Source organism: Salinicoccus sesuvii (genome assembly GCF_042648145.1).
In the GTDB taxonomy this organism is placed as follows: Bacteria; Bacillota; Bacilli; order Staphylococcales; family Salinicoccaceae; genus Salinicoccus; species Salinicoccus sesuvii.
The window spans coordinates 352,644-378,641 of sequence record NZ_JBHRWV010000001.1; the positions used below are offsets into that span (position 1 = coordinate 352,644).

Genomic DNA, 25,998 nt, shown 5'->3' on the forward strand with positions numbered 1-25,998 from the left:
TGCAAGAATGAGTGAATTAATTGGTACTGAAACGATCACTTTAAATGAATCTGAACGGGAGGAACTGCGTCTTAAAGTAAGGGCGCTGTGTGACTCATTCGGTAACGAATATTGGAGGCGACTTGATCCAGACAGAGGATATCCACAAGAGTTCGTTGATGCATTGACAGAAGAAGGCTACCTTTCGGTCCTGATCCCTTCCGAGTATGGTGGTAGGGGATATGGTCTCACTGAAGCAACGATAATCCTAGAAGAAATACACAGAGCGGGAGGACATGCTGCTGCATGCCATGCTCAAATGTACACAATGGGATCATTACTGAGACACGGCAGCAAGGAGCAAAAGGAAAAATATCTGCCTGGTATTGCAAGTGGCGAAATACGTATGCAAGCTTTTTCGATTACAGAGCCCGAGGCAGGATCTAACACAACAGCAATCACCACCTTCGCGGAGAAGACAAATGACGGTTATGTTATCAATGGACATAAGAACTGGACGAGTCGTATCCTGCAGTCCGACCTTCTCCTCCTCCTAGCTCGTACAACGACACTCGAAAAAGTAGAGAAGAAATCTCAAGGTATGACACTTTTCCTGGTGGATTTGCGTGAAATTAGAAAAGAACAACCGGCGTCTCTTGAAGTCGAGCCAGTAAGGACTATGTTCAGCTACGCAACGAACAAGATATGGTACAAAGATATGAAAATACCTACTGATAGCCTTATAGGTGAGGAGGGACAAGGATTCAAGTATGTACTTGATGGTATGAATGCTGAGCGAATATTACTCGCCTCAGAAAGTATAGGAGATGGCTATTTCTTTATCGATAGAGCAACTGGTTACGCAAATGAAAGGGAGGTCTTTAATAGGAAAATCGGAGAGAATCAAGGGGTCCAATTTCCAATTGCCAGAGCGTACGCTTCTATTAAAGCAGCCGACGCACTAAGATATAAAGCGGCAGAAAAATTTGATACTGGTGAAAATTGTGGGGAAGAAGCCAATACTGCCAAACTGATATCTAGCGAAGCTAGTTGGGAAGCGGCAAATGTCGCAATTAATACTTACGGAGGTATTGGTTTTGTGGACGAGTATGACATAGAAAGAAAGTTTAGAGAGACGAGAATGTACCAGGTAGCGCCAGTGAATAATAATATGATTCTTTCTTACATTGGACAACACGTGTTGGGTATGCCGAGATCTTATTAAATATCAAACAAAGGGGATAACGTTATGAAAAAGTTATGGTTTATGATGGTGCTTATTCTAACAGTTAGCGTAATGGCTGCATGTGATGGGAACGAAGAAGGAAATGAGGAGGCGGAAGCTGACTTTGAAGAGAAGGAATACCCGAGTACCGTGACAATTGGTACAGCTTCTCAAGGGGGGACTTACTATATATGGGGCGGTGGTTTCGCAACTATGCTTGAAGAGCACCTTGATATCACTTCCAATGTGGAAGTGACAGGTGGTCCCGTGCATAATATTCAACTACTAGATGCGGATGATGTTCAGCTAGGTATGGTTACTGAAGGTCCACTATTTGAAGGGTATACAGGTGAAGGCGAGTGGGCGGAAAAAGAATATCAAGATATCCGTGTAATTTTCCCGATGTACGATACGCCTTTTAACTGGTTTTCGTTAGAGTCTACTGGTGTTACAAGCATTGAAGAGCACGAAGGAGAACGTGTCGGTGTAGGTCCAGCGGGTGGTACACCAGGAACTTACAACCCAATTATTTATGAAACACTTGGAGTTGAAACAGGGGAGCAGGTAGCTGCTGGAGCAAGTGATATGGTGTCGCAAATGCTCGATGGTCAGCTCCAACATATCGGTTTTTCAGCAGGTATACCGATTTCTGCTGTAGTTGAAGCAGAGACTCAAACAGATATTAATATTTATGGTATTGAAGGTGCAAATCGCGATACTATCTTAGAAGAACTACCTTACTTCAAAGAATTTACAATACCAGAAGGCACCTATGACTCTCAGGAAGGACCAATCGAGACGATCGCTCAGTTTAACTTCGGTGTAGTACAAAAGGAAGCTAACTCTGATTTCGTTTATGATCTTGTAAAAATGTATCACGAAAATATTGACCAGATGATTAGTACACATAATTCTGCCCAAGAATCTGAAGATCCTGAAACAATCTTGAACAATACTGACTATCCGATGCATCCAGGTGCTATCCGCTATTATGAGGAAATCGGTGTAGAGCTTCCTGAAGAAGTATACCCTGCTGAATGGGAAGAAGAGAGTGAATAGTATTCTATATTTTCAGTTTTCCTGATCTAAAGATTTAGATTAGGAAGCATCCAAAGGGGGGATGGTATGTCAAAAAAAGACTTATACGAAGAGAAGAAGTATGAGGGGGGAAGAGCGCCCAGAGACCAAAATGATTTAGGAGAGCTTGAAAAAGATCCCAAGGTTGAAGAAGATGGGAAACTGAACACAGAAGTGATTGAAGATGCTTTGGAGGTTTCTCCGAAAACTCGAAGCTTTACAGGTTGGAAACGTTATACTTTTATGATCATTGCTGTATTAGGTGCGCTGTATCATCTTTATATTTTGAATTTCAACCCTATTGACCCATGGGTGTTCAGAAGCACACACATCCTATTTGGAACTGTGTTGACACTAATGTTCTACAAAGGGTGGCGGACTGAATCCAATAGGATACCGATACTAGATTGGATTTTGATAGGTGCTGCATTATTTGTTGGCTACTATATATTTGCAAATCTATCAACGCTAGTGTTTAGATTTGGAGTGACGCCATCTACACTCGATGTAATTGTAGCAACAGTAGGGATATTACTTGTACTGGAAATTACACGAAGGACGAGTGGTTGGACACTTCCTATTCTGGCAGGTATTTTCATTGTCTATTCATTTGCAGGACCTTACTTGCCTGGGATATTGAATCACAACGGATATTCTTTCGAAAGATTCATCACCTACATTTATGGACTTGATGGTGTATTTGGTGTAACAACAGATGTTTCATCAAAATACATTATTCTTTTCATTATATTTGGTGCCTTCCTACAGATGTCAGGTGTTGGGCAATATTTCATTGATGTCGCTTTTCGTCTTGCAGGTTGGATGAGAGGAGGACCTGCTAAGGTTGCAATTTTCTCTTCCGGTCTAATGGGAATGATCAATGGGACTTCTGCCGGCAACGTTGTTGCAACAGGCTCACTTACTATACCTCTAATGAAAAAGACGGGATACAGAGCACGTTTTGCTGCAGCAACAGAAGCAACTGCCTCTTCCGGTGGGCAACTACTGCCACCCATCATGGGCGCCGGTGCATTCCTGATGGCAGAAATTACTGGTATTCCCTACTCGGAAGTCATTTTGGCTGCGACGATACCTGCGATACTTTACTTTGTTTCTGTTTACTTCATGGTCGATTTCCAAGCTCTTAAAGAAGGATTGAAAGGTTTGCCAATAAAAATGCTTCCTGATAAGATGTACTTGCTCAAGAAGTTATATCTTTTCATTCCAATTCTACTTCTTATCGGGCTTCTCGTCAGTGGTTACAGTGTTATTTTTGCTGGGACGGCCGGTATTATCTCGTGTTTTGTACTCAGCTTGTTCAACAAAGAAACGCGTATGGGCTTTAAGAAGGTATTAGAAGCACTAGAACTTGGAATGAAAAATGCGTTACAACTAATTGCCATTGTTGCATGTGCTGGCATTATTGTTGGTGTTATCGCATTGACAGGAGTTGGGCAGCGTTTTAGTACGATGTTACTTACTATTGCTGACAGCAACATGCTTATTGCCCTAATCTTTGCGATGATACTATCTATTATACTTGGAATGGGTATGCCTACGACTGCAGCTTATGCTGTTGCCGCATCGGTAGTAGCACCGGGGCTCGTAAGACTAGGCATGGAGCCAATATTAGCCCACATGTTCGTTTTCTATTATGCAGTTATCTCTGCAATTACCCCGCCAGTAGCTCTTGCAGCCTTTGCAGCTGCTGGCATTACGGGAACTAACCCAATGAAGACGGCAGGAGAAGCTTTCAAAATTGGTCTTGCTGCATTCATTGTACCCTTTATGATGTTCTATAGTCCGGAATTACTGCTGCTGAGCGACAGTACCTTAAGCATTGCAGTTGCTACTATCACTGCACTGGTTGGTGTCTATTTCCTTTCTGCCGCTGTTCAAGGGTGGTTCTTTAGAAAATTATCTCCATGGTACGTACGTGGTGTGCTTCTTATAATAGCTATAATGCTGATGCTTTCTAGTCTCTATACCGATATAGTGGCTATTGCACTTATTGTTGTTGCTATGCTCATGCAGAAATATATAAATAAAGATAAGCCGAAAAAAAGAGAGAAGAAGTCTTTGAACACTACTAGAAGTGGTAAGCGGATAAAGATGACATAAAAAGTGGGAATGCAGCATTTTATGCTGCATTTCTTTGTAACTTTAAACGTTATGTGAAGGATGGTTCAGATGGTAAAAAAAGATGAAAAAGATAGGCGACTGAAATGGAACCGGATTGCTGTGTTCATTTCAGCTATCGTACTGTTCTTTGCTGTCCTTGTACTGTTACCAGAAACAGTGTCGTGGTCTGCGAGAAGTACGATTGCTATCATGTTATTTGGACTGGTTCTCTGGGCACTTGCTCCGATTCCGATTGATCTGACTTCGATTATCATTCTAGTATTGCTCATGGTGATGAAGAGTACTGAAATGAACGTCATCCTAAGCGGGTTTGCTTCGCCTGCCGTCTTCCTTATCATCGGTGGCATGATGATGGCAGTCGGAGTGAATGAAACACTTCTTGTTAAGAGGATGACCTATTTTCTGCTCGCACGTATGGGCAGGTCAGCCAAAGGCATCTACACTGGCTTTTTTATCCTTATGCAGATACAGGCCTTCTTTATTCCTGCAACAGCTGTCCGGGCATCACTCATGATCCCGATTCTCAGCAGTATCATCGAGGAAACGGGAGTCGATAAACGCTCAAACTTCAACAAACTGATGTATATCGGTGCGGCTTTTGGTGGCAGTGTCAGTGGTGTTGTTGTTCTGACAGCCGCCATCGGTAATATTCTTGCTGTCGAGATTCTGCGGTTATACGTAGGTGTTTCGATATCTTACCTCCAATGGTTTATTTACGCTGGGCCTGTATGGCTGCTGCTCGTGCTGGCTACAATGTACATTGTGTGGAAATGTTACCCGCCCGAAGTGTATTCTTTTGAGAAGTTGCAGACCAACATGAAAAACAAGTACGACTCCCTCGGTCGCCTGACACTGGATGAGAAGAAATGTACAGTGATTCTGATGATTACAATTCTGATATGGTTCACGGAATCTTGGCATGGCTACCATCCTACATTCGGTGCCTTGCTTGCTGTTGTACTGATGTCACTGCCTTTTACAGGTTTTGCCGATTGGAAGAAGATGCTCGATATTAACTTCGGCATCGTACTGCTTATCGGTGCGACGCTCTCCCTTGGCTATTCATTAATAGAATCTGGTGCAATCGATCTACTCGAAGTTTTAATTTCCCCTCAGTTTGTGCTTGATATATTCAGCAACCCATGGCTCGCCATTCCAATCACCATTATTTTGTCACAAGTCTACCACCTTGGTGTGACCAATGTCTCAACTGCAGTCATCACATTGATGCCTGTGTTGATTAGCCTGTCGGTGCAGGCGGGCATCGACCCGGTGGTCATCGTTGTCACTTCTGCCATCGCAATGTTGCTCGGATTCCTACTTGTCGTCGAGACGATGCCGAACGTTGTAGTACATGGCACCGGGCAGGTCAGTCAGAAGGATTTTCTGTGGCCTGGGTTCTGGCTGACGCTTGCGAGTATCGTAATTATGATTGTCATCGCGTATACTTACTGGAGATGGATCGATTTTTGGCCTTAAATAGCTAGAACAACAGGAGGATTTATATGAAGAAAATCAAGCTTGCTGTAGTACCAGGGGACGGTATTGGTGTTGAAGTCGTACCGCGTGCCTTACGAGTTCTCGATACGATTGCGGATATCCATGGCGGACTATCATTTGAATATGAACATTTTGACTATGGTTGCGACTATTACCTGAAGCATGGCGACATGATGGCAGCGGATGGGATGGATCGTCTCAGGGCGTCAGACGGTATATTCCTCGGTGCCGTTGGAGATGCGACGAAAGTGCCGGATCATATCTCCCTATGGGGGCTACTGCTCAAGATCAGACGTGAGTTCGAGCTCGAAATCAATGTGCGTCCGGCAAAAGTCTTCAAAGGCATACAATCGCCACTTCTCAATCCAAAAGATTTTGATCTCGTCGTTGTACGTGAGAATAGTGAAGGGGAATATAGTTCGGTAGGTGGCAGGATGTATCATGGTGATAATGAGATTGCCATCCAGAACAATGTGTTTTCCAAACGTGCAACTAAGCAAGCGATGGATCATGCTTTTAAACTGGCAGAGTCGCGTAGACGTCATGTGACGAGCGCTACAAAGTCGAACGGCATCTTCCACTCCATGCCTTTTTGGGATGAAGTATTCAAGGAAACAGCAACGGAGTATGAAGGGATTGATACAGTTTCCCAGCATATCGATGCACTGGCTGCGACGTTTGTAACCCACCCTGAGCGCTACGACGTCATAGTTGCAAGCAATCTGTTCGGCGATGTGCTAACAGATATTGGAGCCGGCATCATGGGTAGCATCGGTATCGCACCTTCTGCCAACCTTAATTTAAACGGCAAGCATCCTTCCATGTTTGAACCTGTGCACGGCTCAGCGCCTGATATCGTCGGAAAAGGGATTGCCAATCCAATCGGCCAGATATGGACCGCAAAGTTGCTGCTCGATCATCATGGGGAAGTAGCAATGGGCAATCTTCTTCTGGATACGATGGAGCAAGTCACGGCGGAAGGATTCCTGACACCTGATGTGGGTGGAGACAAGCAGACCGACGAAGTCGTGGAGGCACTGATTAGGAAGTTGAAGTCAAAAGCATAAATGATAAGTAGAAACGGTCGATGTAAATCGGCCGTTTTTTATCTTCCAAATAGAAATTGTTGTTGGCCAATAGTTGTGATAATATTCAGTTTAATCATAGAAGTGCTTATGATTAAGAAACTCACGATTATGGAGAAGAGGAATTATATGAGTGAAAAAGTGGAAATAAGAACGATTCTGAAGGATTGGCGACTGCATGTGCTTGTGTTGCTCATTGTCGTTCTAACCGAATTCATTGGACAGATTTCAATACCTGTTGGCCCTGGAGCTATATTGCTCCTGCCGATGCTGTATGCTTTGGCGATTGGTTTCGCTCTTTATTTTACACCGGTTGTTTCGAAGAGACAGTCAAAAAATGCAGAACCGCTAATCGTCATGGGGGTGGGGGTACTCATCGCAAAGATCGGGGTTGTGATCGGTCCACAGATTGAAGATCTCATTGCGGTAGGACCGGCACTAATCTTGCAGGAACTTGGTAATCTTGGCACGATTTTGATCGCTTTGCCGGTGGCAATATGGCTCGGAATGAAACGGGAGAGTGTTGGTATGACTCACTCTATCGGTCGGGAACCGAATGTCGGCTTAATTATGGACCGGTATGGTTTTGATTCGCCAGAAGGGCGCGGCGTCATGACGATGTATATCTTCGGTACAGTCTTCGGTGCGATATTTCTTGGGCTGCTGGCGGGTATCTTGGCGACTGTGACACCACTTAATCCTCTATCTTTCGCGCTCGCTTCCGGTGTAGGGAGTGGTAGCATGATGGCTGCAGGCAGTGGGACATTGATTGCCGCTTATCCCGAACTTGAATCGCAAATCATTGCCCTTGCCGGTGCGAGTAACCTGATTTCCCTTGCGACTGGGTTATACGTCAGTATGCTAATTGGTTTACCACTGGCCAACAAGATCTATGCTTTGATGAATAAGAATAAAGGTCAGGGAGAGTAGACAATGAAAAAGATAATAGACTGGACATTGATACTTCTAATATTCGCTGGGGTGACGCTCCTTGGCAACATGATTGGTTACGATATTTACAATTGGGGCGCGGTTTTGGGCATACTTATACTGATTACAATTGCACTGCTTGGCATGATCATGGAAGAATACATACCTTTAAATATCCCTGCGGTAGGTTACATTGCTCTAATCGGCATCTTCATCTCCATTCCTTGGTTTCCAGGTTCCGGCTATATTGTTGAATGGACGAGCCAAATCGAATTACTGGCCATCACTACACCAATCCTTGCCTATGCTGGCATATCCATCGGCAGGAACTGGATGGACTTTAAGGAGATGGGCTGGAAATCGCTTGTCGTGGCGATACTTGTATTTATCGGCACATTTCTAGGATCTGCCCTAATCGCAGAAATTGTATTAAGAGTCCAGGGCATCATATAAAAGAAAGCGGCTACTCGAGTAGCCGCTTTCTTTATGCTTTTATGAGTTAACGTTGAGGGATTAAAGTACCCACCGATTGTTTATAGATCTACAGTTTTAGGTTCTGTGTCATCATCATTCATAATTCTTGCTGCATCGATTTCAATCTTGATAATCTGGAGGTCGCCTTCTTCTTTTAGCTTTTCGTAGCGCTTGCCTGCGTCTGCGAGCATTGCGTCAACGTCTGAGGACACTTCTCCCGGCAAGCTTGCTTTGCCCTGAATCTCTACATATCTTTCACCTAAGTCATCTCTCTCTTCATAACCAAGCAGTATATGCGAATTTGGGTTTTCTTCAAGGTCTTCTACTTTGTACGTATCCTTTTTCGTGTAGGCGTACAACGTTAGCGCATCGTTATAAAAATACATATAGCGACTGATCGGCTTGTTGTCGCGGATGGTAGCTAGGGTCCCAATCTTATTGTTGTCTAGAATCTCTTTCAATGTGTTTTTGAAGTCTTCTCTATTCATGAAATTCCCTCCTAATTTATACATAGGACACTTCTACCCTTAATCACCAGATTTAATCCGAATATGGCTGAAATAATGGACTGAAGGACTGGTGCAGCTGGTTGTACCATCTCCCGACGAATGTCTTCTGATTGTCACTTCGCATACTGACATACATTGGATGCTTAATATTCAGATGGTTTAGGCTGTGGACAGTGAAATTCGGATAGCTGTAGGTGAGCTGCTTTGTTTCTTCGTGGGTCAGTATGGCGACATGGCCATGGTCGATCAAAAGATGCTGAATAATTGTCATATCCTTATAAATACCGATATCTTCACGTCTAAAGAGCTCGCGCCTATCATATACGGGATCGTAGGCGACGAGTGGGAATTCCTCGAGCTCGTTTAGGGAGGCGCGCGTCGGAAGCTGGACGCTGTTACTCGCTCTGAATACATAGTAGTAGTTCTGCTCGAACAAGAGGGCGCTTTTTACATCCGGATGGTTGGACTTGTTGGCCGAGATGACGATATCGATTGTTTCATCGAGTAGTTTTTCTTCCACGCTCGCTTCATCCAGTGTATGGATATTGAACTCCACTCCATCATTATGTCTAAGGAACTGGTTCAATGACTGTAGCACTTTGGAAGTCATGTCGGAACGTGTGATATGAATATTCAATGTATATTTTTTCTGTATGTTCTCTTCATTGATCTTTTCTCTCGATTTTTCAACAGCCTCGATGATTGTTATGGCATCTTCGTAGAAAAGTTTTCCGGCATCGGTCAATTTAATGTTTCTGCCTACTCTATTGAACAATTTAACGCCGAGATCCCCTTCTAGCAGGTTAATCTGCCTCGAAAGAGCGGATTGGGCAACGTTCAAAGAAAGGGCAGCTTCGGTCATATGCTCTTGTCTGGCGGTCTCAATAAAATATTTCAGCTGTTTGATCTCCATATTTTGATCACCAATCTAATTTTGATATTAATATTATATCATTGATATATTGATTGTATAGGTGGTTCAGATGATAATATATACTTACTAAAATATTCTGAAAAAGGAGTGACCTGGTATGAGTCTGTATCAGCCAATAAAACAAAAAGGTTTATATCATCATACGGATGAACACGACGCATGCGGCATTGGTTTCTATGCCAATATGGACAATATAAGATCCCACGGCATCGTCATCAAATCTCTTGAAATGCTTGAGAGATTGGATCACCGGGGTGGTGTCGGCAATGATGGCGTCACAGGTGATGGTGCTGGTATCATGACTGAAATACCACATGCACTCCTACACGAAGAAATCGAGGGACTGCCGGAATTCGGTCGTTATTCCGTTGGCATGTATTTGATTGAAGCGGAGGCATCTCTTGACACGTTCAAGAAAGTGGTTGAAGAGACTGTATCTAAAGAAGGTCAGCGTGTCATTGCCTTTAGAGCATTGCCGATCAACGAGGATGTCTTGGCGGATATCGTGCGCGAAACAGTACCACAGTTCATGCAGGTAATTACAGACTGCCATGAGCCGCTGAATCTCTACTATATGAGGAAAATGATCGAGCAGAATCTCGAAAGTGAAAATGTGGGTCACTATGTGGCCTCATTCTCTAACGAAACGATAGTCTATAAAGGTTGGCTGCGCGCCGGACAGATCAAGCAATTCTATCTGGATCTAAATGATTCGCGCTATGTATCAAAATTTGGATCTGTCCATTCTCGTTTCAGTACCAATACCTTCCCAAGCTGGGCACGTGCCCATCCAAACCGTCTTCTGATGCACAATGGTGAGATTAATACTATCAAAGGTAACATGAATTGGATGAAGGCACGTACGAAACAATGGCTCATAGATACATTCGGCGAAAAGGGCAAAAAAATAGAGGCCATCATCGATGAAAGCGGTAGTGATTCGGCTATCGTCGATAATGTTATGGAGTTCATGAGCTTGACCATGTCTCCAGAACAAGCTGCGATGATTATGATTCCTGAGCCGTGGAAGTACCAAGATTACGACAATCTGGCAGTTAAGGATTTTTATGAATTCTACAGCTATCTGATGGAACCATGGGATGGGCCGACAATGATCAGTTTCTGTGATAACCACAAACTTGGTGCACTTACAGACCGCAATGGTCTCCGTCCGGGGCGTTACTATGTCACAAGAAGCAACGAAATCATCTACTCCTCAGAAGTAGGTGTCGTGGATGTTGAGGAGTCGGAAGTACTCTATAAAGGGCAATTGAGTCCCGGTAAGCTTCTCTTGGTCGATTTTGATCAATCGAAGATCATCGAGAATGATGAACTGAAGCATAATATCGCAACACAGCAACCTTACAGTGAATGGATGACACAAAAGCGCAGTGCCGATACAGAATCAGCACCGTTCAAGCGTGAAGCGATCGATAAGGAAACACTACATGAAGTGCTCGTCCGCTTCGGATATACGAAGGAAGATATCGAGAAATATATGAAGCCACTGACCCGCGAAGTTAAAGATCCGATCGGGGCTATGGGCTTTGACCAGCCGCTTGCCTTCTTGTCGAACCATTCAAAGCTGCTGTTCGATTACTTCAAACAGCACTTCGCGCAAGTAACGAATCCGCCGCTTGACTCTTATCGTGAGAAGATCGTAACAAGTGAAATTACGTATCTTGGTCAAGAAGGCAATCTGCTTACACCAGGTGTTGAAGCGGTTAACCGCGTTCAGTTGGATCGACCAGTCATTGATCAGCGCATCATGGACCGTGAGGATGTACAGCAACTTGGAGTCATTGAAATCGACATCACATATACAGGTTCACTTAAGGATGCACTCTCGTCCATAAAATCCCAAGCAGAACAGGCGACACGTCACGGGGTCATCGTACTGACTGATGAACGCATATTGAAGGAGCCTAGCAGGTACGCCATTCCGTCACTTCTTGCGACCAGCGCTGTCCACCAGGCCCTCATAGCGGCAGAGTGCCGTACACAGACAAGTATCATCGTGAAAACAGCTGAAGTTAGGGAAGTGCACCATGTTGCGACACTAATCGGCTTCGGTGCCAACGCAGTTCACCCGTATATTGCCCAAGAGACACTGATCTCTGTTTCCAGTGAGGATACGAACTCGGTTGATGACTATAATAAGGCGTTGACGGAAGGGCTTATCAAAGTCATGGCAAAAATGGGTATTTCGACTGTTCAGAGCTACCATGGCGCGCAAGTATTCGAAGCTGTGGGACTTGGTAAATCTGTCATGCACGACTACTTCGGGGATGCGCCATCCAAAATTGGCGGACTATCGATTGAGGATATTGACTACAGAAACAAACAGATGCAGGATAGAAGACTTGATCATCTTGAGTCCGGCAGTAGATTCCAATGGCGTCAACAAGGTGAGGATCACACCATCAACCCGAACTCAATCCGACTACTCCAGGTTGCTTGTCGTACCAATGACCAAAAAGCATATGAAGAATATAAGACATATATGCACAGCAGCCAGAATTCAAGCATTCGCCATCTATTGAAATTCAAATCTCGCCGTCCGATCGACATCGATCAGGTCGAACCGAAAGAAGAGATTGTGAAGCGTTTTAAAACAGGTGCAATGAGTTTCGGCTCACTATCTCAAGAAGCGCATGAAACACTTGCAGAAGCAATGAACCAGATTGGTGGGCGAAGTAATAGCGGCGAAGGTGGAGAGCATCGTGAACGATTCCTGCCGAAGGAAGATGGCAGAGACCTAAACAGTGCCATTAAGCAGGTGGCGTCCGGACGCTTCGGTGTCAACAGCGAGTATCTGAATAGTGCCAAGGAGATACAGATCAAAGTGGCACAGGGAGCGAAGCCAGGTGAAGGCGGTCAACTGCCGGGTCAGAAAGTATATCCGTGGGTTGCTGAGATTCGTAACTCCACGCCCGGTGTCGGACTGATTTCACCACCACCGCACCATGATATCTATTCGATTGAAGATCTTGCCCAATTGATTCACGACTTGAAGAATGCCAATAAGGAAGCGGATATTTCAGTCAAACTTGTCGCCAAAGGCGGCGTCGGTACAATTGCTGCCGGTGTCGCGAAAGCTTACGCGGATAAGATCATTATCAGTGGTTTTGATGGTGGGACAGGTGCCTCTCCGTTGACAAGCATTCAGCATGCCGGATTACCTTGGGAACTTGGGCTCACAGAAGCGCATCAGACACTTCAGCTGAACGGTCTGAGATCGCGGGTGACACTCGAAACCGATGGCAAGCTCATGACAGGCCGTGACGTGGCGATTGCCTGTGCCCTCGGTGCAGAAGAATTTGCATTCGCTACTGCACCGCTCGTCGTACTCGGTTGCATCATGATGCGTGTATGCCACAAGGATACATGCCCAGTCGGCATCGCAACGCAGAATGGTGATCTGCGTAAACTCTATACGGGTAAAGCGGAGCATGTAATCAACTTTATGCATTTCATTGCTGAGGATATCAGAGAAATCTTGGCAGAACTCGGCTTAAAATCCATGGATGACCTTGTCGGTGCAGTGGAACATCTTGAAGTGGATACAGAGAAAACAGCCAACCATCATTTGGGTGAGCTTGATCTTGCGCCTCTCTTGACGCCGATTGATGGAGCAAGAAGAAAAGTGGATGTACAGAAGCACCCGTTCGAATGGTCACTTGACGATCTCAACTTGTTGCCAGACTTCGAGAGTAAGGTAGAGGCAGGAGAATCGCATGAAGCGGCATATCATGTCAGGAACCGACACAGAAATATCGGTACACAGCTTGGCAGTCTGATTACAAAGAAACAAGGTATGGCCACACTTAAAACCGACACGTACAAAGTGAACACATTCGGTCATGCTGGGCAAAGTTATGGGGCATTTATTCCGCAAGGACTGACAATGCACCACATCGGTGATTTGAACGACTATGTCGGTAAGGGAATCTCTGGTGGGCGTATCATTGTCGAGGCGCCGGTTGCAGAGAGAAGCCACGATATCATCGTTGGGAATGTGTGTCTATACGGCGCAATTGATGGCCAGGTATTCATCAATGGTGTTGCCGGAGAGCGCTTTGGTGTTAGGAATAGTGGGGCAGAAGTTGTGGTCGAAGGTATCGGTGACCATGGACTGGAGTATATGACAGGTGGGCGTGTCGTCATTATCGGCGGAATCGGTAAGAACTTTGCTGCAGGTATGAGCGGTGGCATCGCCTATATCATCAATGAGAAGTCGGTCATTGAGAACCAGGTCAACATGAACCATGAAATGATTGAAGTGGGTCTTGTGGAAGATGCTGAAGAACTGGCGAAAGTGATGCACATGCTCTATGACCATCAGACGCTTACAAATAGTGGTAGAGCAAGTGATGCAATCAGGAAAATAGAGGCAGGAGAGCTTGAAGTTATCAAAGTCATCCCTGTCGAATACAGAAAAATGCAGCAGAAGATTCGTTATGGTCTTGAAAATGCGCATTCTCAGGCAGAAGCAGAACTGAAAGCATTCAATGGAGAACTGGTCTTTGAAGATAAAGAACTGGATAAAATGAACATATTCTAGAAAGGAGCGGTGTAGTATGGGTGAATTTAAAGGGTTCATAAACTACCATAGAAAAGCTCTGGCAGAAGAGGACCTAAAAGAGAGACTCTCGAATTATGAAGCGTTCCAGCATCGCTTCTGCAATGAAGATGCGAGTGAGCAAGGCGCACGCTGTATGGAATGCGGAACGCCTTTCTGCCAGACGGGGATGGGGGTCGGCAAAGAAACGGTTGGCTGTCCGATCGGTAATTATATCCCTGAATGGAACGACCTCGTATACAAAGGGCAGTTCAAAGAAGCCTACAGACGTCTGATGGAAACCAACAACTTTCCGGAATTTACCGGTAATGTGTGCCCGGCGCCGTGCGAGTCTTCATGTGTGCTATCAATCAACAGTGATCCGGTAGCCATCAAAGGCATCGAACGTACGATCATTGACGAAGCTTTTGAGCAAGGTTGGGTGGAACCGAGGACGCCAAATCATAGACTGGAGACGCGCATCGCTATCATCGGCAGTGGACCAGCTGGTATGACCGCTGCAGATGAGCTCAACTCTTGGGGTCATCATGTAGATGTATACGAGAGAGATCTCAAGCCAGGGGGCCTCCTGAGGTATGGTATTCCGAACATGAAGCTGGATAAAGCAGTCGTTGAACGTAGGGTTGAACTGATGGAAGCGGCCGGTGTGAATTTCATCTGCGACGTCGAAGTCGGCAAGGACATCACCTATGAGGAACTGGATGAGAAATACGATGCAATCATTGTTGCCACAGGTGCACGCAAGCAGAGAGACCTAAAGCTTGAGGGCAGGCAGAGTAAGGACATTCAGTTCGCCATGGATTATCTCACTGAACAAATCCAGTACCAGTTCGATGAAATCGACTCACCATCTATCACTGCTAAGGATAAGCATGTCATCGTCATCGGTGGTGGTGATACGGGGGCTGACTGCGTGGCAATGGCACTCAGAGAAGGCTGTAAGTCGGTCTTCCAGCTGAACAAGTATGATCGTCTACCGGATAAGGTCGATGGCAATCCATTTTGGCCGCTTCAAAAGCAAGTGTTCAAGCTCGATTATGCACATGCAGAGTATGAGAGTGCATTCGGCCAGGAGCCGCGTGCATACGGTGTACAGACGATGGCTTATGATGTCGATCTGGTCGGTGATCTAAACGGCATCCAGACACAGGTGCTCAGCCAGCAGCCACTGACTGATGTGACAATGGAAGACCAGGAGCGCTATTTCAAGGCAGATCTTGTACTGCTCTCCATCGGTTTTGAAGGCGTGGAGAGCGCACTACCAAAAGCGTTCGATCTGCAGCTCGAGAACAACAAGATTGCTGCTGATGAGCACGATTACAAGACGAATCGCAGAAAGGTTTTCGCTGCAGGTGATGCCAGACGCGGTCAAAGTCTTGTCGTGTGGGCAATCAAAGAAGGACGAGAAGTAGCGCGTGCAGCGCATAAATTCGCTGTACAGAATAGAATCTATTCCTAAAAAGAGTGCCGGTCATCTTGACCGGCACTCTTTGCGTTTCAATCAAGTATGGTATGATGTGGATTGAATAGTCATACATATTAAGGAATGGTCAAATGGTAAAAGAACGTTTATGGACAAAGGACTTTGTGATTGTATTCATTTTTAATTTCTTCATCATGCTTGCGATGTTTCTGTTGATGGTTACCATCAGTGGATATGCAGTGGATGAATTCAATGTTTCTACAAGTACTGCCGGGCTTGTGGCAGGAATCTTTATCGTCGGTTCACTGATCGGTCGGATACTAACTGGACATCAACTCAGTTTAATTGGTGCGAAAAGAATCATGTATATCGGAACAGGTATGTTCATCGTTACCTATGGTCTGTACTTTGTGGCAGGTAATCTACCGATGTTGCTTCTGGTACGTTTTTTCAATGGACTGGCCAACGGAGTTGCAACCACTGCGGTCGGCACCATCGCAGCGCTTGCATTACCAAAGTCACGTCGTGGAGAAGGCATCAGTTATTTCAGCCTGAGCTTTGTAATGGCAACCGCACTCGGGCCGTTCATGGCATTCTTTTTACTCCAGCATATTACATACCAGACACTGTTCATGATCGTATTTGTGCTTGTTCTAATCGCAAGTGTTTTCACAATTTTCGTCAAAACAGATAATACGACGGTCGATCTGACTAGGGAACCGAAACCGAAGTTTGAGTGGATTGATCGTAATGCGATGCCCGTCGGCATTGTTGTACTGATCATCTGCATGACTTATTCGACGGTGCTGTCGTTTATATCGCTCTTTGCGGAGGAACAGAATTTGGTCGCTACAGCGAGCTACTTCTTCCTCGTGTACGCGACTGTCATACTCATCTCAAGGCCAATCACAGGAAGGATTATGGATCAGCGTGGGGCAAATATCGTCATCTATCCATCCTTTGCGCTCCTTGCACTCGGTTATCTCGCGCTTGGTCAGACTTCATCAGGTTTCATGTTGCTGTTGTCTGGTGTGCTGATCGGATTCGGCTATGGTAATTTCCAATCGATTACACAGGCGCTCTGCATCAAGGTGGCCGATGCTAAAAATGTAGGATTGGCCACATCAACCTATTTTATCGCTCTCGACTTTGGTCTTGGTGTCGGTTCCTACATTCTGGGCACGCTGGTACCAACACTAGGTTATAACGGGCTATACAGTTCGATGGTTGTGTTGGTGACACTCGGTGCTATCGTCTATTATCTAGTCTATGGAAGATATGAAAAGAATAAGGCATAAAAAGCATGTGTTCAATTTGAACACATGCTTTTTATATACTGTCTGAGGTATCTCCTATACTTCTTGAGGCACTTCGAACCATTCTTCTGCCCACTTCTGGAGTTCATTCATGAAGGGTTCGACAGCTTTTCCTTTTTCAGTAAGGGTATACTCTATTCTCACAGGTGTCTCTGGATAGACTTCACGTTTTACAATACTCTCCTTTTCAAGAGCTTTAAGCCGTTCTGAAAGGACACGGCCGCTGACGCCCATAGAAGCCTCCAAGTGACAGAAACGTTTTGGACCAGTCATCAGCTGGTAAATAATGAGCCCAGTCCATCGCTGACCAAGCACACCCATAGCATTTTCTAGTTTCGGACAAATCGAATAATCCATGTCATCACTCCTTGAGTAATATTATACCCTCATTTATATGCATTTTACAACCATATTGAAAATATTATGATCAAATCTGTCTTTGGTGTTTAGGTACCCTTGAACAGGATAAATACAATGTAAATTGAGTTTTAATACTAATACTTAGGAGAGTAGGCTCACAATGACTTTAAAAGATCGAGTAATAGAAGATCATCTGGAACATATCGTCAACTTCAGAAGAAAGCTTCATAAAGAACCGGAATTGAGCTTCGAGGAATATCAGACGACAAAGCTTGTGGCAAATGGTTTGGAAGATACGAAGATTAAATTTTATGAGCTATCCGAAAACACCGGATTGATCGGGGTAATGGAGAAGGATCCCGGCCTCGAGTATATCGGCGTACGCGCAGATATGGACGCGCTACCGATCACTGAGGAGAATGACTTGGATTTCAAGTCAGAGAATGAAGGCGTCATGCATGCCTGTGGACACGACATCCATACAAGTATAATTTACGGATTCGCGAAGGTGATCGACGAATTATACGAAGATCTCCAGTGCAACCTAGTATTTATCTTCCAACCTGCAGAGGAGACTTTGGAAGGTGCGAAGTATATCAATGACGAACTGAAGCGTCTCGAAATTCCTGTAGATAAGATGGTCATGTTCCATACATGGCCGACACTCGAAGAGGGCCTTGTAGGTTACAGAGAAGAGGATATGATGGCAGGCTCAATCACCTTTGACGTCAAGCTGACTGCCAAGGGTGGCCACGCTGCCCACCCGGATACGACCGCCGACCCGATTTATCTGGCTTCAAACATCATTCAATTCATACAGGGTATTGCTTCCCGTTTCAACGATCCGGCGACACCAGTCGTTATCACAGTCGGTCAAATACATGCAGGAGAAAAGAACAACGTTATTCCTGATTCCCTTCATTTTGGGGGAAGCATCCGAAGCTTTTCTGAAAAATCGATTGAGATGGCGAAGCATATGCTCGAAGAATATACGGACGATCTTGTGAAGATGTCGGACGCTGATTGCGAGATTGAATACAGCCGATATTGCCCGCCCGTCATCAACAATAAAGCACTTGTCCAAGACTTCATCAATAGTGGAGACGATGTAAAATTCCATGAACTCAAGGAGCCTTCCATGGGTTCTGAGGACTTTGCCTTCTACATGCAGGACTACGTCGGTGCAGCATTCCGAATCGGTACGCAGATTAAGGACGAAGAGAAAAGCACATACTCCCTTCACAGTCCAGAAGTCATCTTCTCTGAAAAGAGCATTGAAACCGCAATCCGGTCACTTGTGAACTTCACGACACAAAAACAATAGACTAAAGGTCGGCGCTGCCGGCCTTTTTTGTTGGAAATCTACACCTTGCACTTATCGTCGGCATTATATATATTTGAATGAACAGACGATGAAAGTGGGAGGATCTTTGGTAACGATTGAAAAAGCATTGAACAATAATGTAGTGATCGGTACGGACGAATTCGAGGAAGTAGTACTGATCGGGCGCGGCATTGGATTTGGCAGAAAGAGTGGCGACGTCCTAAATATTGAAGAGGCAGATAAAGTGTACAAGCTTGAAGGCCAGCAGGATACGAGTAGGTACCAGACACTTTTGACCATGGCGGACGAACGACTTTTCCAATCTACACTCGAGGCCATCGAACTGATTGACGAAATGACGACCGAGAACATTAATAACAGGATACTTCTATCGTTGACAGATCACCTGCTTTTTGCAATGAAGCGCCAGGAAGAAGGGATAGAGATCACCAATCCTTTCGTCAATGAAACAAAAGCGCTCTACCCAAAGGAATTCAGGATTGCTGAAGCTGTTGTTGAGATGTTCAACAGGAAATATGGCATCCATCTGCCAAAAGCAGAAGTGGGCTTTATTGCACTCCATGTGCACTCCTCCATATACAACCGTTCACTCCATGATATGAATGTCTTATCGGAGGTGGTCCATCAGGCAATCGTAATCATCGAATATGGTCTTGATACGACGATCGACCAGTCCTCCATCCAGTACGATCGATTTGTACGGCACATCAGCTTCTGCGTGCAACGGGTGATGAATGGGGAAAGTGTCCCTTCGCAAGAACAATTCGATTTGCTATTGAAAGCGCAATATCCGGCATGCTATAATATAGCTGTAAAAATAATGAAGATGATACAGAATAAATTGCAGCGCAAGGTATATGACTCAGAAGTTGTTTATCTTACCATGCACATACAGCATTTCAAACATTATTCTAAATAGACGTGTTACCGAAAGGGCATGAGTCTACAGGAATGGTTTATTTAACTATTCTCTGTATTCTCATGCTCTTTTTCTGTGTCTTCTTCATAAAAATCTTATTTCAGGAGGAAATCATTATGTTCAAAAAGCTTTTTGGACAGCTACAGCGTATCGGTAAAGCACTGATGCTTCCAGTGGCGATTCTGCCAGCTGCCGGCCTGATGCTCGGTATTGGTGCGGCACTGCAGACTGATGCGATGGTTGATTGGCTGCCGTTTTTAGAGGCCGGTTGGATTGTGGCATTATCCGACATGCTTCAAGCAGCGGGCTCGGTCGTATTTGACAACTTGGCCTTACTATTCGCACTAGGCGTGGCAGTGGGTCTCGCTAAGGGTGACGGTGTTGCAGCGATTGCAGCATTCGTCGGTTACATGATCATGAACGTGACTATGGGTCAGATTGCAAGCGTCACGCCGGAAATGGCAGCAGATGACCCGGCCTTTGCGAGTGTTCTCGGCATTCCGACAATTCAGACGGGTGTATTCGGCGGTATCATCATCGGTATACTCGCAGCCTGGGCCTATAACAAGTTCTACAACATCAATCTTCCGGACTTCCTCGGGTTCTTTGCCGGGAAACGTTTCGTACCGATTGTAACAGCAGCTTTGGCATTCATCATCGGTTTGGCAATGTTCATCGTTTGGCCGCCAATCCAGAATGCCATGAATGAAGTATCCCTATGGCTCATGGAAGAGAATACGGCAATCGGCGTATTTGCTTTCGGTATGATCAAGCGATTACTTATTCCATTTGGTCTACACCACATTTTCCACGCACCATTCTGGTTCGAATTCGGAACCTACACGAACGCAGCAGGGGAAATCGTGCGTGGAGATCTGAATATCTTCTTTGCACAACTGCGTGATGGGGTTGAGCTGACAGCAGGTAACTTCATGCAGGGTGAATTCCCGGTCATGATGTTCGGTCTGCCGGCAGCAGCACTTGCGATGTATCATACAGCGCGCCCTGAACGTAAAAAATATGTTGCAGGTATCATGCTCTCAGCAGCATTGACAAGTTTCCTAACAGGTATCACAGAACCGCTTGAGTTCGCATTCCTGTTTGTTGCGCCAATTCTCTATGTTATACACGCAGTACTCGATGGGCTCAGTTTCCTCATCCTCTACCTGCTTGATTTAAACCTGGGCTATACATTCTCAGGTGGCTTCATAGACTTCTTCCTGTTCGGCATTCTACAAAACCGTACAGAGTGGTGGTGGGTACTTGTTGTGGGTGCTGCATATGCAGTCATCTACTATGTTATCTTCCGCGTCCTCATCCAGGCACTCAATCTTAAAACACCAGGTAGAGAAGACGAGACATCAGAAACATCGGTTTCTACCGCACAAGAACTGCCATTCAATGTACTCGCTGCGATGGGTGGAGAAGAAAATATTAAGCATCTCGATGCATGTATTACACGTCTGCGTGTAGAAGTGGCAGATACTACCGCTGTCGATGAGCCGAAACTAAAAGCACTTGGTGCCTCAGGTGTCATGAAAGTCGGCAACAATATGCAAGCGATCTTCGGTCCAAAATCAGACCAGATTAGAAATGACATGCAGCGTATTATCGATGGTGAGATTACATCTCCAGCTGAAACGACAGTGACGGAATCGACTGACGATAACATGGAAGCAGCACAAGATTCACAGATGATGTCCGATGAGAATAAAGATGTCTATTCACCAATCGAAGGTGAGGCAGTGGATCTTGCCGAAGTGCCAGACCAAGTCTTCAGTGAGAAGATGATGGGTGATGGTATTGCGATCAAGCCATCAAGCGGTACAGTCAGAGCACCATTCGACGGTGAAATCGTCACTGACTTCCCAACCAAACACGCACTCGGTCTCGTCAACGAAGGTGGACTGGAACTGCTCATCCACTTCGGATTGGATACAGTGAACCTTAAAGGCGAAGGTTTCGATTTGAAAGTTGCAAGTGGCGATAAAATCAAAAAAGGTGATGTACTGATGGAAGTCGATCTTGACCACATCAGACAGAATGCAAAGAGCGACATTACACCGATTATCATCACCGGACCAGCCGGTACGGAAATTGCAGCCAGAGAATTTGGCAAAGTAAGTAATGATGATGTCGTCATCAACATTAAGTAGCATAAAGGACAGCATGCACATCAAGTGCATGCTGTTTTTTGTATATCGTCATGGTTTCTAATTTTAATTTGGCTTTCTAGTATTTGCGATGGATAAAGAGTGGTTTAACTCATGGAGATAAGCGAGAGGTGATAAATAGAATAAAATCATACTTTTATGTCTGAATTGTCACAAAAATAGTTTTAGACTACAATAGTGGTAAGAGTATATTTAAATAAAAGGGGTCTGTACAATGATTGAATTTCCAAAACCGACGGTTGAGCAGTTTTTTACGTCTTATAATATCAACAACTTTACTGTGAGTCCGGATGAAAAAAAGATCCTGTTCAGTACCAATATGAATGGCAAAGTGAATATCTGGGCTATGGATGCTGCAGATACATACCCATATCTTTTTGCGCAAAAGGACGAGAATACGAACTTCATAAAATTTGATCCGAAAAACCGCTATGTCTTGGCTGGATATGATCATGATGGGGATGAGAACTATCAGATCTATGCGACTGGCCCTGAAGGCGGTGTGCCAAAACCGCTCATCACTGGTGAATCGGATGAAAAGTATTTCTTTGCCAAGTTGTCCCAAGACGGCAATAAAATCTATTACATGACTTCAAAAGGAAATGAGAGCTTCCTGAATACCGAGGTGTACGATATTGAGACAGGTGAAAAAAAGACGCTGCACGAAGGTGAGCGGGGGCCGACCTATCTGGTCGATGTATCGAACGATGAAAAGCATACAGCACATCTTCAGTTACTGGCTAACACCTATATTCTCGGGTTCATCAAGACAAGCTCGGGTTTTGAATATATCACCCCCGATCCGGATAAAGTGCATACGGTCAGCGGGTTAACATTCATAAAGGATGATGAAGTCTGGTTTGCCACCGATTACGAGAGTGAGTATAGCTATTTGGCAAAATACAATCTGACAGATAAAGCGTTCTCGAAAGTCATGGATTTTGGTTATGAATCGGTGACGGAAGTCCAGTTCAACCGTGATGCAAACATGCTCTACGTCACAACGGAAAAAGGTGTTGTGGATAAGCTCTACTACTATGATCTCAATCATGATCAGTCTGATGAAATCATACTGCCTTTTGCCTCCATTAAACAGTTGAGTACGGTGAAGAGCGGTGATCTCTATGTACTTGGCGGCAGTGCAACAGAGCCATTCAACATTTGGAGATATAGCCACGAAAAATGGAACACACTCACAAAGAACCGCGTGCTTGGTGTAACATCGGATGACATGGTGGAACCTGAAACCATTCGCTTTAAATCCTACGATAACTTGGAAATCGAGGCACTACTGTTTCGTGCGAAAGATGAAAATAGCAACGGCTTCACGATATTCTGGCCACATGGCGGACCACAGGCGGCAGAGCGCAAATCCTACCGGGCGATGTTCCAGATGTTTTTGAACCGTGGCTATAATATATTCTGCCCAAACTTCAGAGGCAGCACAGGCTACGGGTCTTCTTTTGTAAAACTTGTCGAGCAGGACTGGGGCCACGGTCCACGTCTTGATAATGTCGAAGCCATCAAATGGCTTTATAACAATGGCATATCATCTCCCGAGAAACTTTTCCTTGTCGGCGGAAGTTATGGCGGCTACATGGCACTGCTTCTGCATGGTAGGCATCCGGAATATTTCAAGGCAGTCGTCGATATATTCGGTGTCTCCAATCTTTTCACCTTCTATGATTCCGTACCAGATCATTGGAAACCGATCATGGAGCGCTGGATCGGGGATCCGCAGAAGGATAAAGAGCGATTCCAGAAGGATTCGCCAATCACCTACTTGGATACGATGTCAAAACCGATGCTTGTCATCCAAGGAGCGAAGGACCCGAGAGTCGTCAAAGAAGAGTCGGATCAAATTGTCGAGAAACTAAGAGGTTCAGGCAGAGAAATTGACTACCTTGTGTTGGATGATGAAGGTCATGGATTTTCAAAGAAGCAAAATGAAATCAAAGTGTATAAGACCATGCTCGAATTTCTCGAAAAGCACCAGTAGATTCTTGTGATTCTCCGTGCAGACAATTAGAATGAGTCAGGTGGGTAAGGACATCCATTGTAAAAGAAAATGAAATACCGTCCTATAAAAATGAAGCCTGGTACAGCTTTTTGTTTGAAATGTTCTTGAGTTCAATTGGACTCATTATGAGAATGATCAAAGCTGTCACCAGTGCTCTAAAGGTGTTTCAGGTCTGAAAGGTGAAGATATATGCATATTGCTATCGCTCTAACGTCAGGTATATTTTTTCTGGTATTAGTTGGCGTCGGGTTCGATAACTGGCCGCTCGGCATACTTGCTGGCGCGTTTTTTGCAGTAACGAACTTCTTTGTACTCAGAAAAAAGGATGACGATGGACAGACCTGATCATCAGGTCTGTTTTTTTGTACCAATACATACGCTTAGAACTTGATTTAAGAGGGAAGAGGAGGACTACAGTAAACGTATTCATAGGAGGAGATATGGTGGCACAGGAAATGCCTAAAGATGATGGATTCGATCGGACGCTGAGTGTACTTAAAGAAGGATATGGATTCGTAATGAATAGGCGTGAAGCATTGAATACCGATGTGTTTGAGACCCGGATCATGGGAGAGAAAGCGATATGTCTGACCGGTAGCGAGGCTGCAGAACTTTTTTATGACGACACGCGTTTCAGACGTCGGGACGCTGCACCTTCCAGAGTAGAGAAGACGCTATTCGGTGAAGGAGGTGTGCAAGGACTTGATGGAGAAGCGCATCGCAATCGAAAGGCAATGTTCATGGCCCAGATGGATGACGAGGCGATGGACGAGATTGGTATGCTTGTACGCCAATATTGGCAATTGTATTTTAAAGAAGCCGGGAGTCTCGAGACCGTGTCACTGTATGAAGCGGCAAAAGTCGTATTTCTTCAGGTGGCTTGCAAATGGACAGGGGTACCGCTTGAAGACTCCGAAAAGAATGCACTTGCTTCACAGATTTCTGATCTATATGAATCGCCAGCTGCTCTGGGTCTCCAGCACTGGAAAGGGCGACGTTCCCGTTCGAAGGTCAACGACTGGATTGAAAACCTCGTGGAAGACGTCAGAGCAGGCAAGATTGAAGTAGATCAGGGGAAAGCACTTTACACATTCTCCTTTCATAGGGATGAAAAAGGTGCGCTTTTAGATAAGGAGACCGCAGCAGTCGAAATTTTAAACCTCATACGTCCAATGAACGCGGTGAGCGTTTGGGTAGCCATGATCGGTCTCGCGCTACATGAACACCCGAAAGAAAAGGAGAAGTTGAAAGGTGCAGATGATATTGAACTTGAATGGTTCATCCAGGAAGTGCGCAGATACTATCCGTTCTTTCCTTTTGCCGCTGCAAGGACAGATATCGATTTCGAGTGGCAAGGGTATTTCTTCGAAGCTGGAACACTGACTCTGCTCGATCTGTATGGCACGAATCGTCATCCTTCGGACTGGGTGGAGCCAGAAACATTCATGCCTGAACGTTTCAGAGGCTGGCAACAGACGCCGTTCAATTTCATCCCGCAAGGCGGTGGTAGTTATGATTTCGGCCATCGTTGTGCCGGAGAATTTGTTACGATTGTCATGATGCGTGCGACTCTTGATTTTCTCGTCAACACAATCTCATATGATGTACCAGAGCAGGATTTCAGCTTCGAATTCAATGACATTCCAGCTGTACCGAACGACAAAGTAAAAGTAAACAACTTCAGATTCCTCTAAGATGAATATAACAACCATGCACAACTGGTCAATTAAGATAAATACTGCGGTACACACTTTATACTTTAAATAAGAATAAGGAGGGATTGAATGACTCAGAAAACAATAGCCGTTGAAGGTATGACCTGCGCACATTGTAAGAGTGCCGTAGAAGGCGCATTGTCGGGACTTAGGGGTGTCCATTCTGTAGATGTTGATCTTGATTTGAATGAAGTGAACGTTGAGTATGATGAGTCGGAAGTAGACGAAACCGTTATGAAAAAAGCCATAGAAAATCAGGGCTATGATGTAAAACATTGATTTTGGTAAT

The 25,998-nt window shown here is 45.0% G+C and carries 20 protein-coding genes; 17 read left to right on the top strand and 3 right to left on the bottom strand.

Translation table 11 applies throughout. The features are described 5' to 3' along the window. Positions 1–7: 7 nt before the first annotated feature. The 7 genes from ACFOJ8_RS01755 to ACFOJ8_RS01785 all read left to right on the top strand — a co-directional run bounded on the left by ACFOJ8_RS01755 (position 8) and on the right by ACFOJ8_RS01785 (position 8,391). Positions 8–1,204 carry an acyl-CoA dehydrogenase family protein gene (locus ACFOJ8_RS01755; protein WP_380651831.1) on the top strand — a complete coding sequence of 399 codons (1,197 nt, stop codon included), beginning with the start codon at positions 8–10 and terminating at the stop codon, positions 1,202–1,204. 24 nt (positions 1,205–1,228) lie between these two features. Next, a complete protein-coding gene (locus tag ACFOJ8_RS01760) occupies positions 1,229–2,263 on the top strand; it encodes a TAXI family TRAP transporter solute-binding subunit (RefSeq protein WP_380651834.1) in 1,035 nt (344 codons plus the stop codon). 66 nt (positions 2,264–2,329) lie between these two features. Beyond that, positions 2,330–4,402, top strand: a complete 2,073-nt coding sequence (locus ACFOJ8_RS01765) for a TRAP transporter permease (protein ID WP_380651837.1) — start codon at positions 2,330–2,332, stop codon at positions 4,400–4,402. A 69-nt stretch (positions 4,403–4,471) separates the two neighbouring features. After that, positions 4,472–5,902, top strand: coding sequence for an SLC13 family permease (locus ACFOJ8_RS01770; protein ID WP_380651840.1), 1,431 nt, complete (start codon positions 4,472–4,474; stop codon positions 5,900–5,902). Between the two features lie 26 nt (positions 5,903–5,928). Next, on the top strand, positions 5,929–6,990 hold the full coding sequence (locus tag ACFOJ8_RS01775) for a tartrate dehydrogenase (RefSeq protein ID WP_380651842.1): 1,062 nt from the start codon (positions 5,929–5,931) through the stop codon (positions 6,988–6,990). Between the two features lie 147 nt (positions 6,991–7,137). After that, entirely contained in the window at positions 7,138–7,938 is an 801-nt protein-coding gene (locus ACFOJ8_RS01780) for a DUF3100 domain-containing protein (RefSeq protein ID WP_380656977.1), read from the top strand. 3 nt (positions 7,939–7,941) lie between these two features. After that, positions 7,942–8,391 (top strand): hypothetical protein, encoded by a 450-nt coding sequence (locus ACFOJ8_RS01785; RefSeq protein ID WP_380651845.1) that lies wholly within the window; start codon positions 7,942–7,944, stop codon positions 8,389–8,391. Between the two features lie 80 nt (positions 8,392–8,471). Here ACFOJ8_RS01785 and ACFOJ8_RS01790 read toward each other — a convergent pair whose 3' ends face one another. Both ACFOJ8_RS01790 and ACFOJ8_RS01795 read right to left on the bottom strand, forming a co-directional pair. Next, positions 8,472–8,900, bottom strand: coding sequence for a pyridoxamine 5'-phosphate oxidase family protein (locus ACFOJ8_RS01790; protein WP_380651848.1), 429 nt, complete (start codon positions 8,898–8,900; stop codon positions 8,472–8,474). A 52-nt stretch (positions 8,901–8,952) separates the two neighbouring features. Continuing rightward, complete coding sequence (locus tag ACFOJ8_RS01795; RefSeq protein WP_380651851.1) at positions 8,953–9,834, bottom strand: LysR family transcriptional regulator; 882 nt, start codon at positions 9,832–9,834, stop codon at positions 8,953–8,955. Positions 9,835–9,952: 118 nt separating this feature from the next. Here ACFOJ8_RS01795 and gltB point away from each other — a divergent pair, with 118 nt between their 5' ends. The 3 genes from gltB to ACFOJ8_RS01810 all read left to right on the top strand — a co-directional run bounded on the left by gltB (position 9,953) and on the right by ACFOJ8_RS01810 (position 17,158). Beyond that, complete coding sequence (gene gltB, locus ACFOJ8_RS01800) at positions 9,953–14,419, top strand: glutamate synthase large subunit (protein WP_380651854.1); 4,467 nt, start codon at positions 9,953–9,955, stop codon at positions 14,417–14,419. A gap of 16 nt (positions 14,420–14,435) precedes the next feature. After that, positions 14,436–15,896, top strand: coding sequence for a glutamate synthase subunit beta (locus tag ACFOJ8_RS01805; RefSeq protein ID WP_380651857.1), 1,461 nt, complete (start codon positions 14,436–14,438; stop codon positions 15,894–15,896). A gap of 95 nt (positions 15,897–15,991) precedes the next feature. Continuing rightward, positions 15,992–17,158, top strand: a complete 1,167-nt coding sequence (locus ACFOJ8_RS01810; RefSeq protein ID WP_380651860.1) for an MFS transporter — start codon at positions 15,992–15,994, stop codon at positions 17,156–17,158. A gap of 54 nt (positions 17,159–17,212) precedes the next feature. Here ACFOJ8_RS01810 and ACFOJ8_RS01815 read toward each other — a convergent pair whose 3' ends face one another. After that, entirely contained in the window at positions 17,213–17,533 is a 321-nt protein-coding gene (locus tag ACFOJ8_RS01815) for a winged helix-turn-helix transcriptional regulator (protein ID WP_380651863.1), read from the bottom strand. A gap of 163 nt (positions 17,534–17,696) precedes the next feature. Between ACFOJ8_RS01815 and ACFOJ8_RS01820 the strand changes: the two genes are divergently transcribed. The 7 genes from ACFOJ8_RS01820 (at position 17,697) to copZ (ending at position 25,988) form a co-directional block, all read left to right on the top strand. After that, the gene (locus ACFOJ8_RS01820; RefSeq protein WP_380651866.1) at positions 17,697–18,860 is read left to right on the top strand and encodes a M20 metallopeptidase family protein; all 1,164 of its coding nucleotides are present in this window, start codon (positions 17,697–17,699) and stop codon (positions 18,858–18,860) included. A 106-nt stretch (positions 18,861–18,966) separates the two neighbouring features. Further along, entirely contained in the window at positions 18,967–19,800 is an 834-nt protein-coding gene (gene glcT / locus ACFOJ8_RS01825; RefSeq protein ID WP_380659874.1) for a glucose PTS transporter transcription antiterminator GlcT, read from the top strand. A gap of 116 nt (positions 19,801–19,916) precedes the next feature. Then, positions 19,917–21,956, top strand: coding sequence for a glucose-specific PTS transporter subunit IIBC (gene ptsG / locus ACFOJ8_RS01830; protein ID WP_380651871.1), 2,040 nt, complete (start codon positions 19,917–19,919; stop codon positions 21,954–21,956). A 232-nt stretch (positions 21,957–22,188) separates the two neighbouring features. After that, positions 22,189–23,973, top strand: coding sequence for a S9 family peptidase (locus tag ACFOJ8_RS01835; RefSeq protein ID WP_380651874.1), 1,785 nt, complete (start codon positions 22,189–22,191; stop codon positions 23,971–23,973). Between the two features lie 210 nt (positions 23,974–24,183). Beyond that, a complete protein-coding gene (locus ACFOJ8_RS01840) occupies positions 24,184–24,339 on the top strand; it encodes a hypothetical protein (RefSeq protein WP_380651875.1) in 156 nt (51 codons plus the stop codon). Between the two features lie 98 nt (positions 24,340–24,437). After that, complete coding sequence (locus ACFOJ8_RS01845; RefSeq protein ID WP_380651876.1) at positions 24,438–25,688, top strand: cytochrome P450; 1,251 nt, start codon at positions 24,438–24,440, stop codon at positions 25,686–25,688. Positions 25,689–25,778: 90 nt separating this feature from the next. Further along, on the top strand, positions 25,779–25,988 hold the full coding sequence (gene copZ / locus ACFOJ8_RS01850) for a copper chaperone CopZ (protein ID WP_380651879.1): 210 nt from the start codon (positions 25,779–25,781) through the stop codon (positions 25,986–25,988). Positions 25,989–25,998 lie beyond the last annotated feature (10 nt).

Coding starts and splice junctions, on each gene's coding strand:
- ACFOJ8_RS01755 (WP_380651831.1), top strand. CDS start 8: ATGAGTGAATTAATTGGTACTGAAACGATCACTTTAAATGAATCTGAA.
- ACFOJ8_RS01760 (WP_380651834.1), top strand. CDS start 1,229: ATGAAAAAGTTATGGTTTATGATGGTGCTTATTCTAACAGTTAGCGTA.
- ACFOJ8_RS01765 (WP_380651837.1), top strand. CDS start 2,330: ATGTCAAAAAAAGACTTATACGAAGAGAAGAAGTATGAGGGGGGAAGA.
- ACFOJ8_RS01770 (WP_380651840.1), top strand. CDS start 4,472: ATGGTAAAAAAAGATGAAAAAGATAGGCGACTGAAATGGAACCGGATT.
- ACFOJ8_RS01775 (WP_380651842.1), top strand. CDS start 5,929: ATGAAGAAAATCAAGCTTGCTGTAGTACCAGGGGACGGTATTGGTGTT.
- ACFOJ8_RS01780 (WP_380656977.1), top strand. CDS start 7,138: ATGAGTGAAAAAGTGGAAATAAGAACGATTCTGAAGGATTGGCGACTG.
- ACFOJ8_RS01785 (WP_380651845.1), top strand. CDS start 7,942: ATGAAAAAGATAATAGACTGGACATTGATACTTCTAATATTCGCTGGG.
- ACFOJ8_RS01790 (WP_380651848.1), bottom strand. CDS start 8,900: ATGAATAGAGAAGACTTCAAAAACACATTGAAAGAGATTCTAGACAAC.
- ACFOJ8_RS01795 (WP_380651851.1), bottom strand. CDS start 9,834: ATGGAGATCAAACAGCTGAAATATTTTATTGAGACCGCCAGACAAGAG.
- gltB (WP_380651854.1), top strand. CDS start 9,953: ATGAGTCTGTATCAGCCAATAAAACAAAAAGGTTTATATCATCATACG.
- ACFOJ8_RS01805 (WP_380651857.1), top strand. CDS start 14,436: ATGGGTGAATTTAAAGGGTTCATAAACTACCATAGAAAAGCTCTGGCA.
- ACFOJ8_RS01810 (WP_380651860.1), top strand. CDS start 15,992: ATGGTAAAAGAACGTTTATGGACAAAGGACTTTGTGATTGTATTCATT.
- ACFOJ8_RS01815 (WP_380651863.1), bottom strand. CDS start 17,533: ATGGATTATTCGATTTGTCCGAAACTAGAAAATGCTATGGGTGTGCTT.
- ACFOJ8_RS01820 (WP_380651866.1), top strand. CDS start 17,697: ATGACTTTAAAAGATCGAGTAATAGAAGATCATCTGGAACATATCGTC.
- ptsG (WP_380651871.1), top strand. CDS start 19,917: ATGTTCAAAAAGCTTTTTGGACAGCTACAGCGTATCGGTAAAGCACTG.
- ACFOJ8_RS01835 (WP_380651874.1), top strand. CDS start 22,189: ATGATTGAATTTCCAAAACCGACGGTTGAGCAGTTTTTTACGTCTTAT.
- ACFOJ8_RS01840 (WP_380651875.1), top strand. CDS start 24,184: ATGCATATTGCTATCGCTCTAACGTCAGGTATATTTTTTCTGGTATTA.
- copZ (WP_380651879.1), top strand. CDS start 25,779: ATGACTCAGAAAACAATAGCCGTTGAAGGTATGACCTGCGCACATTGT.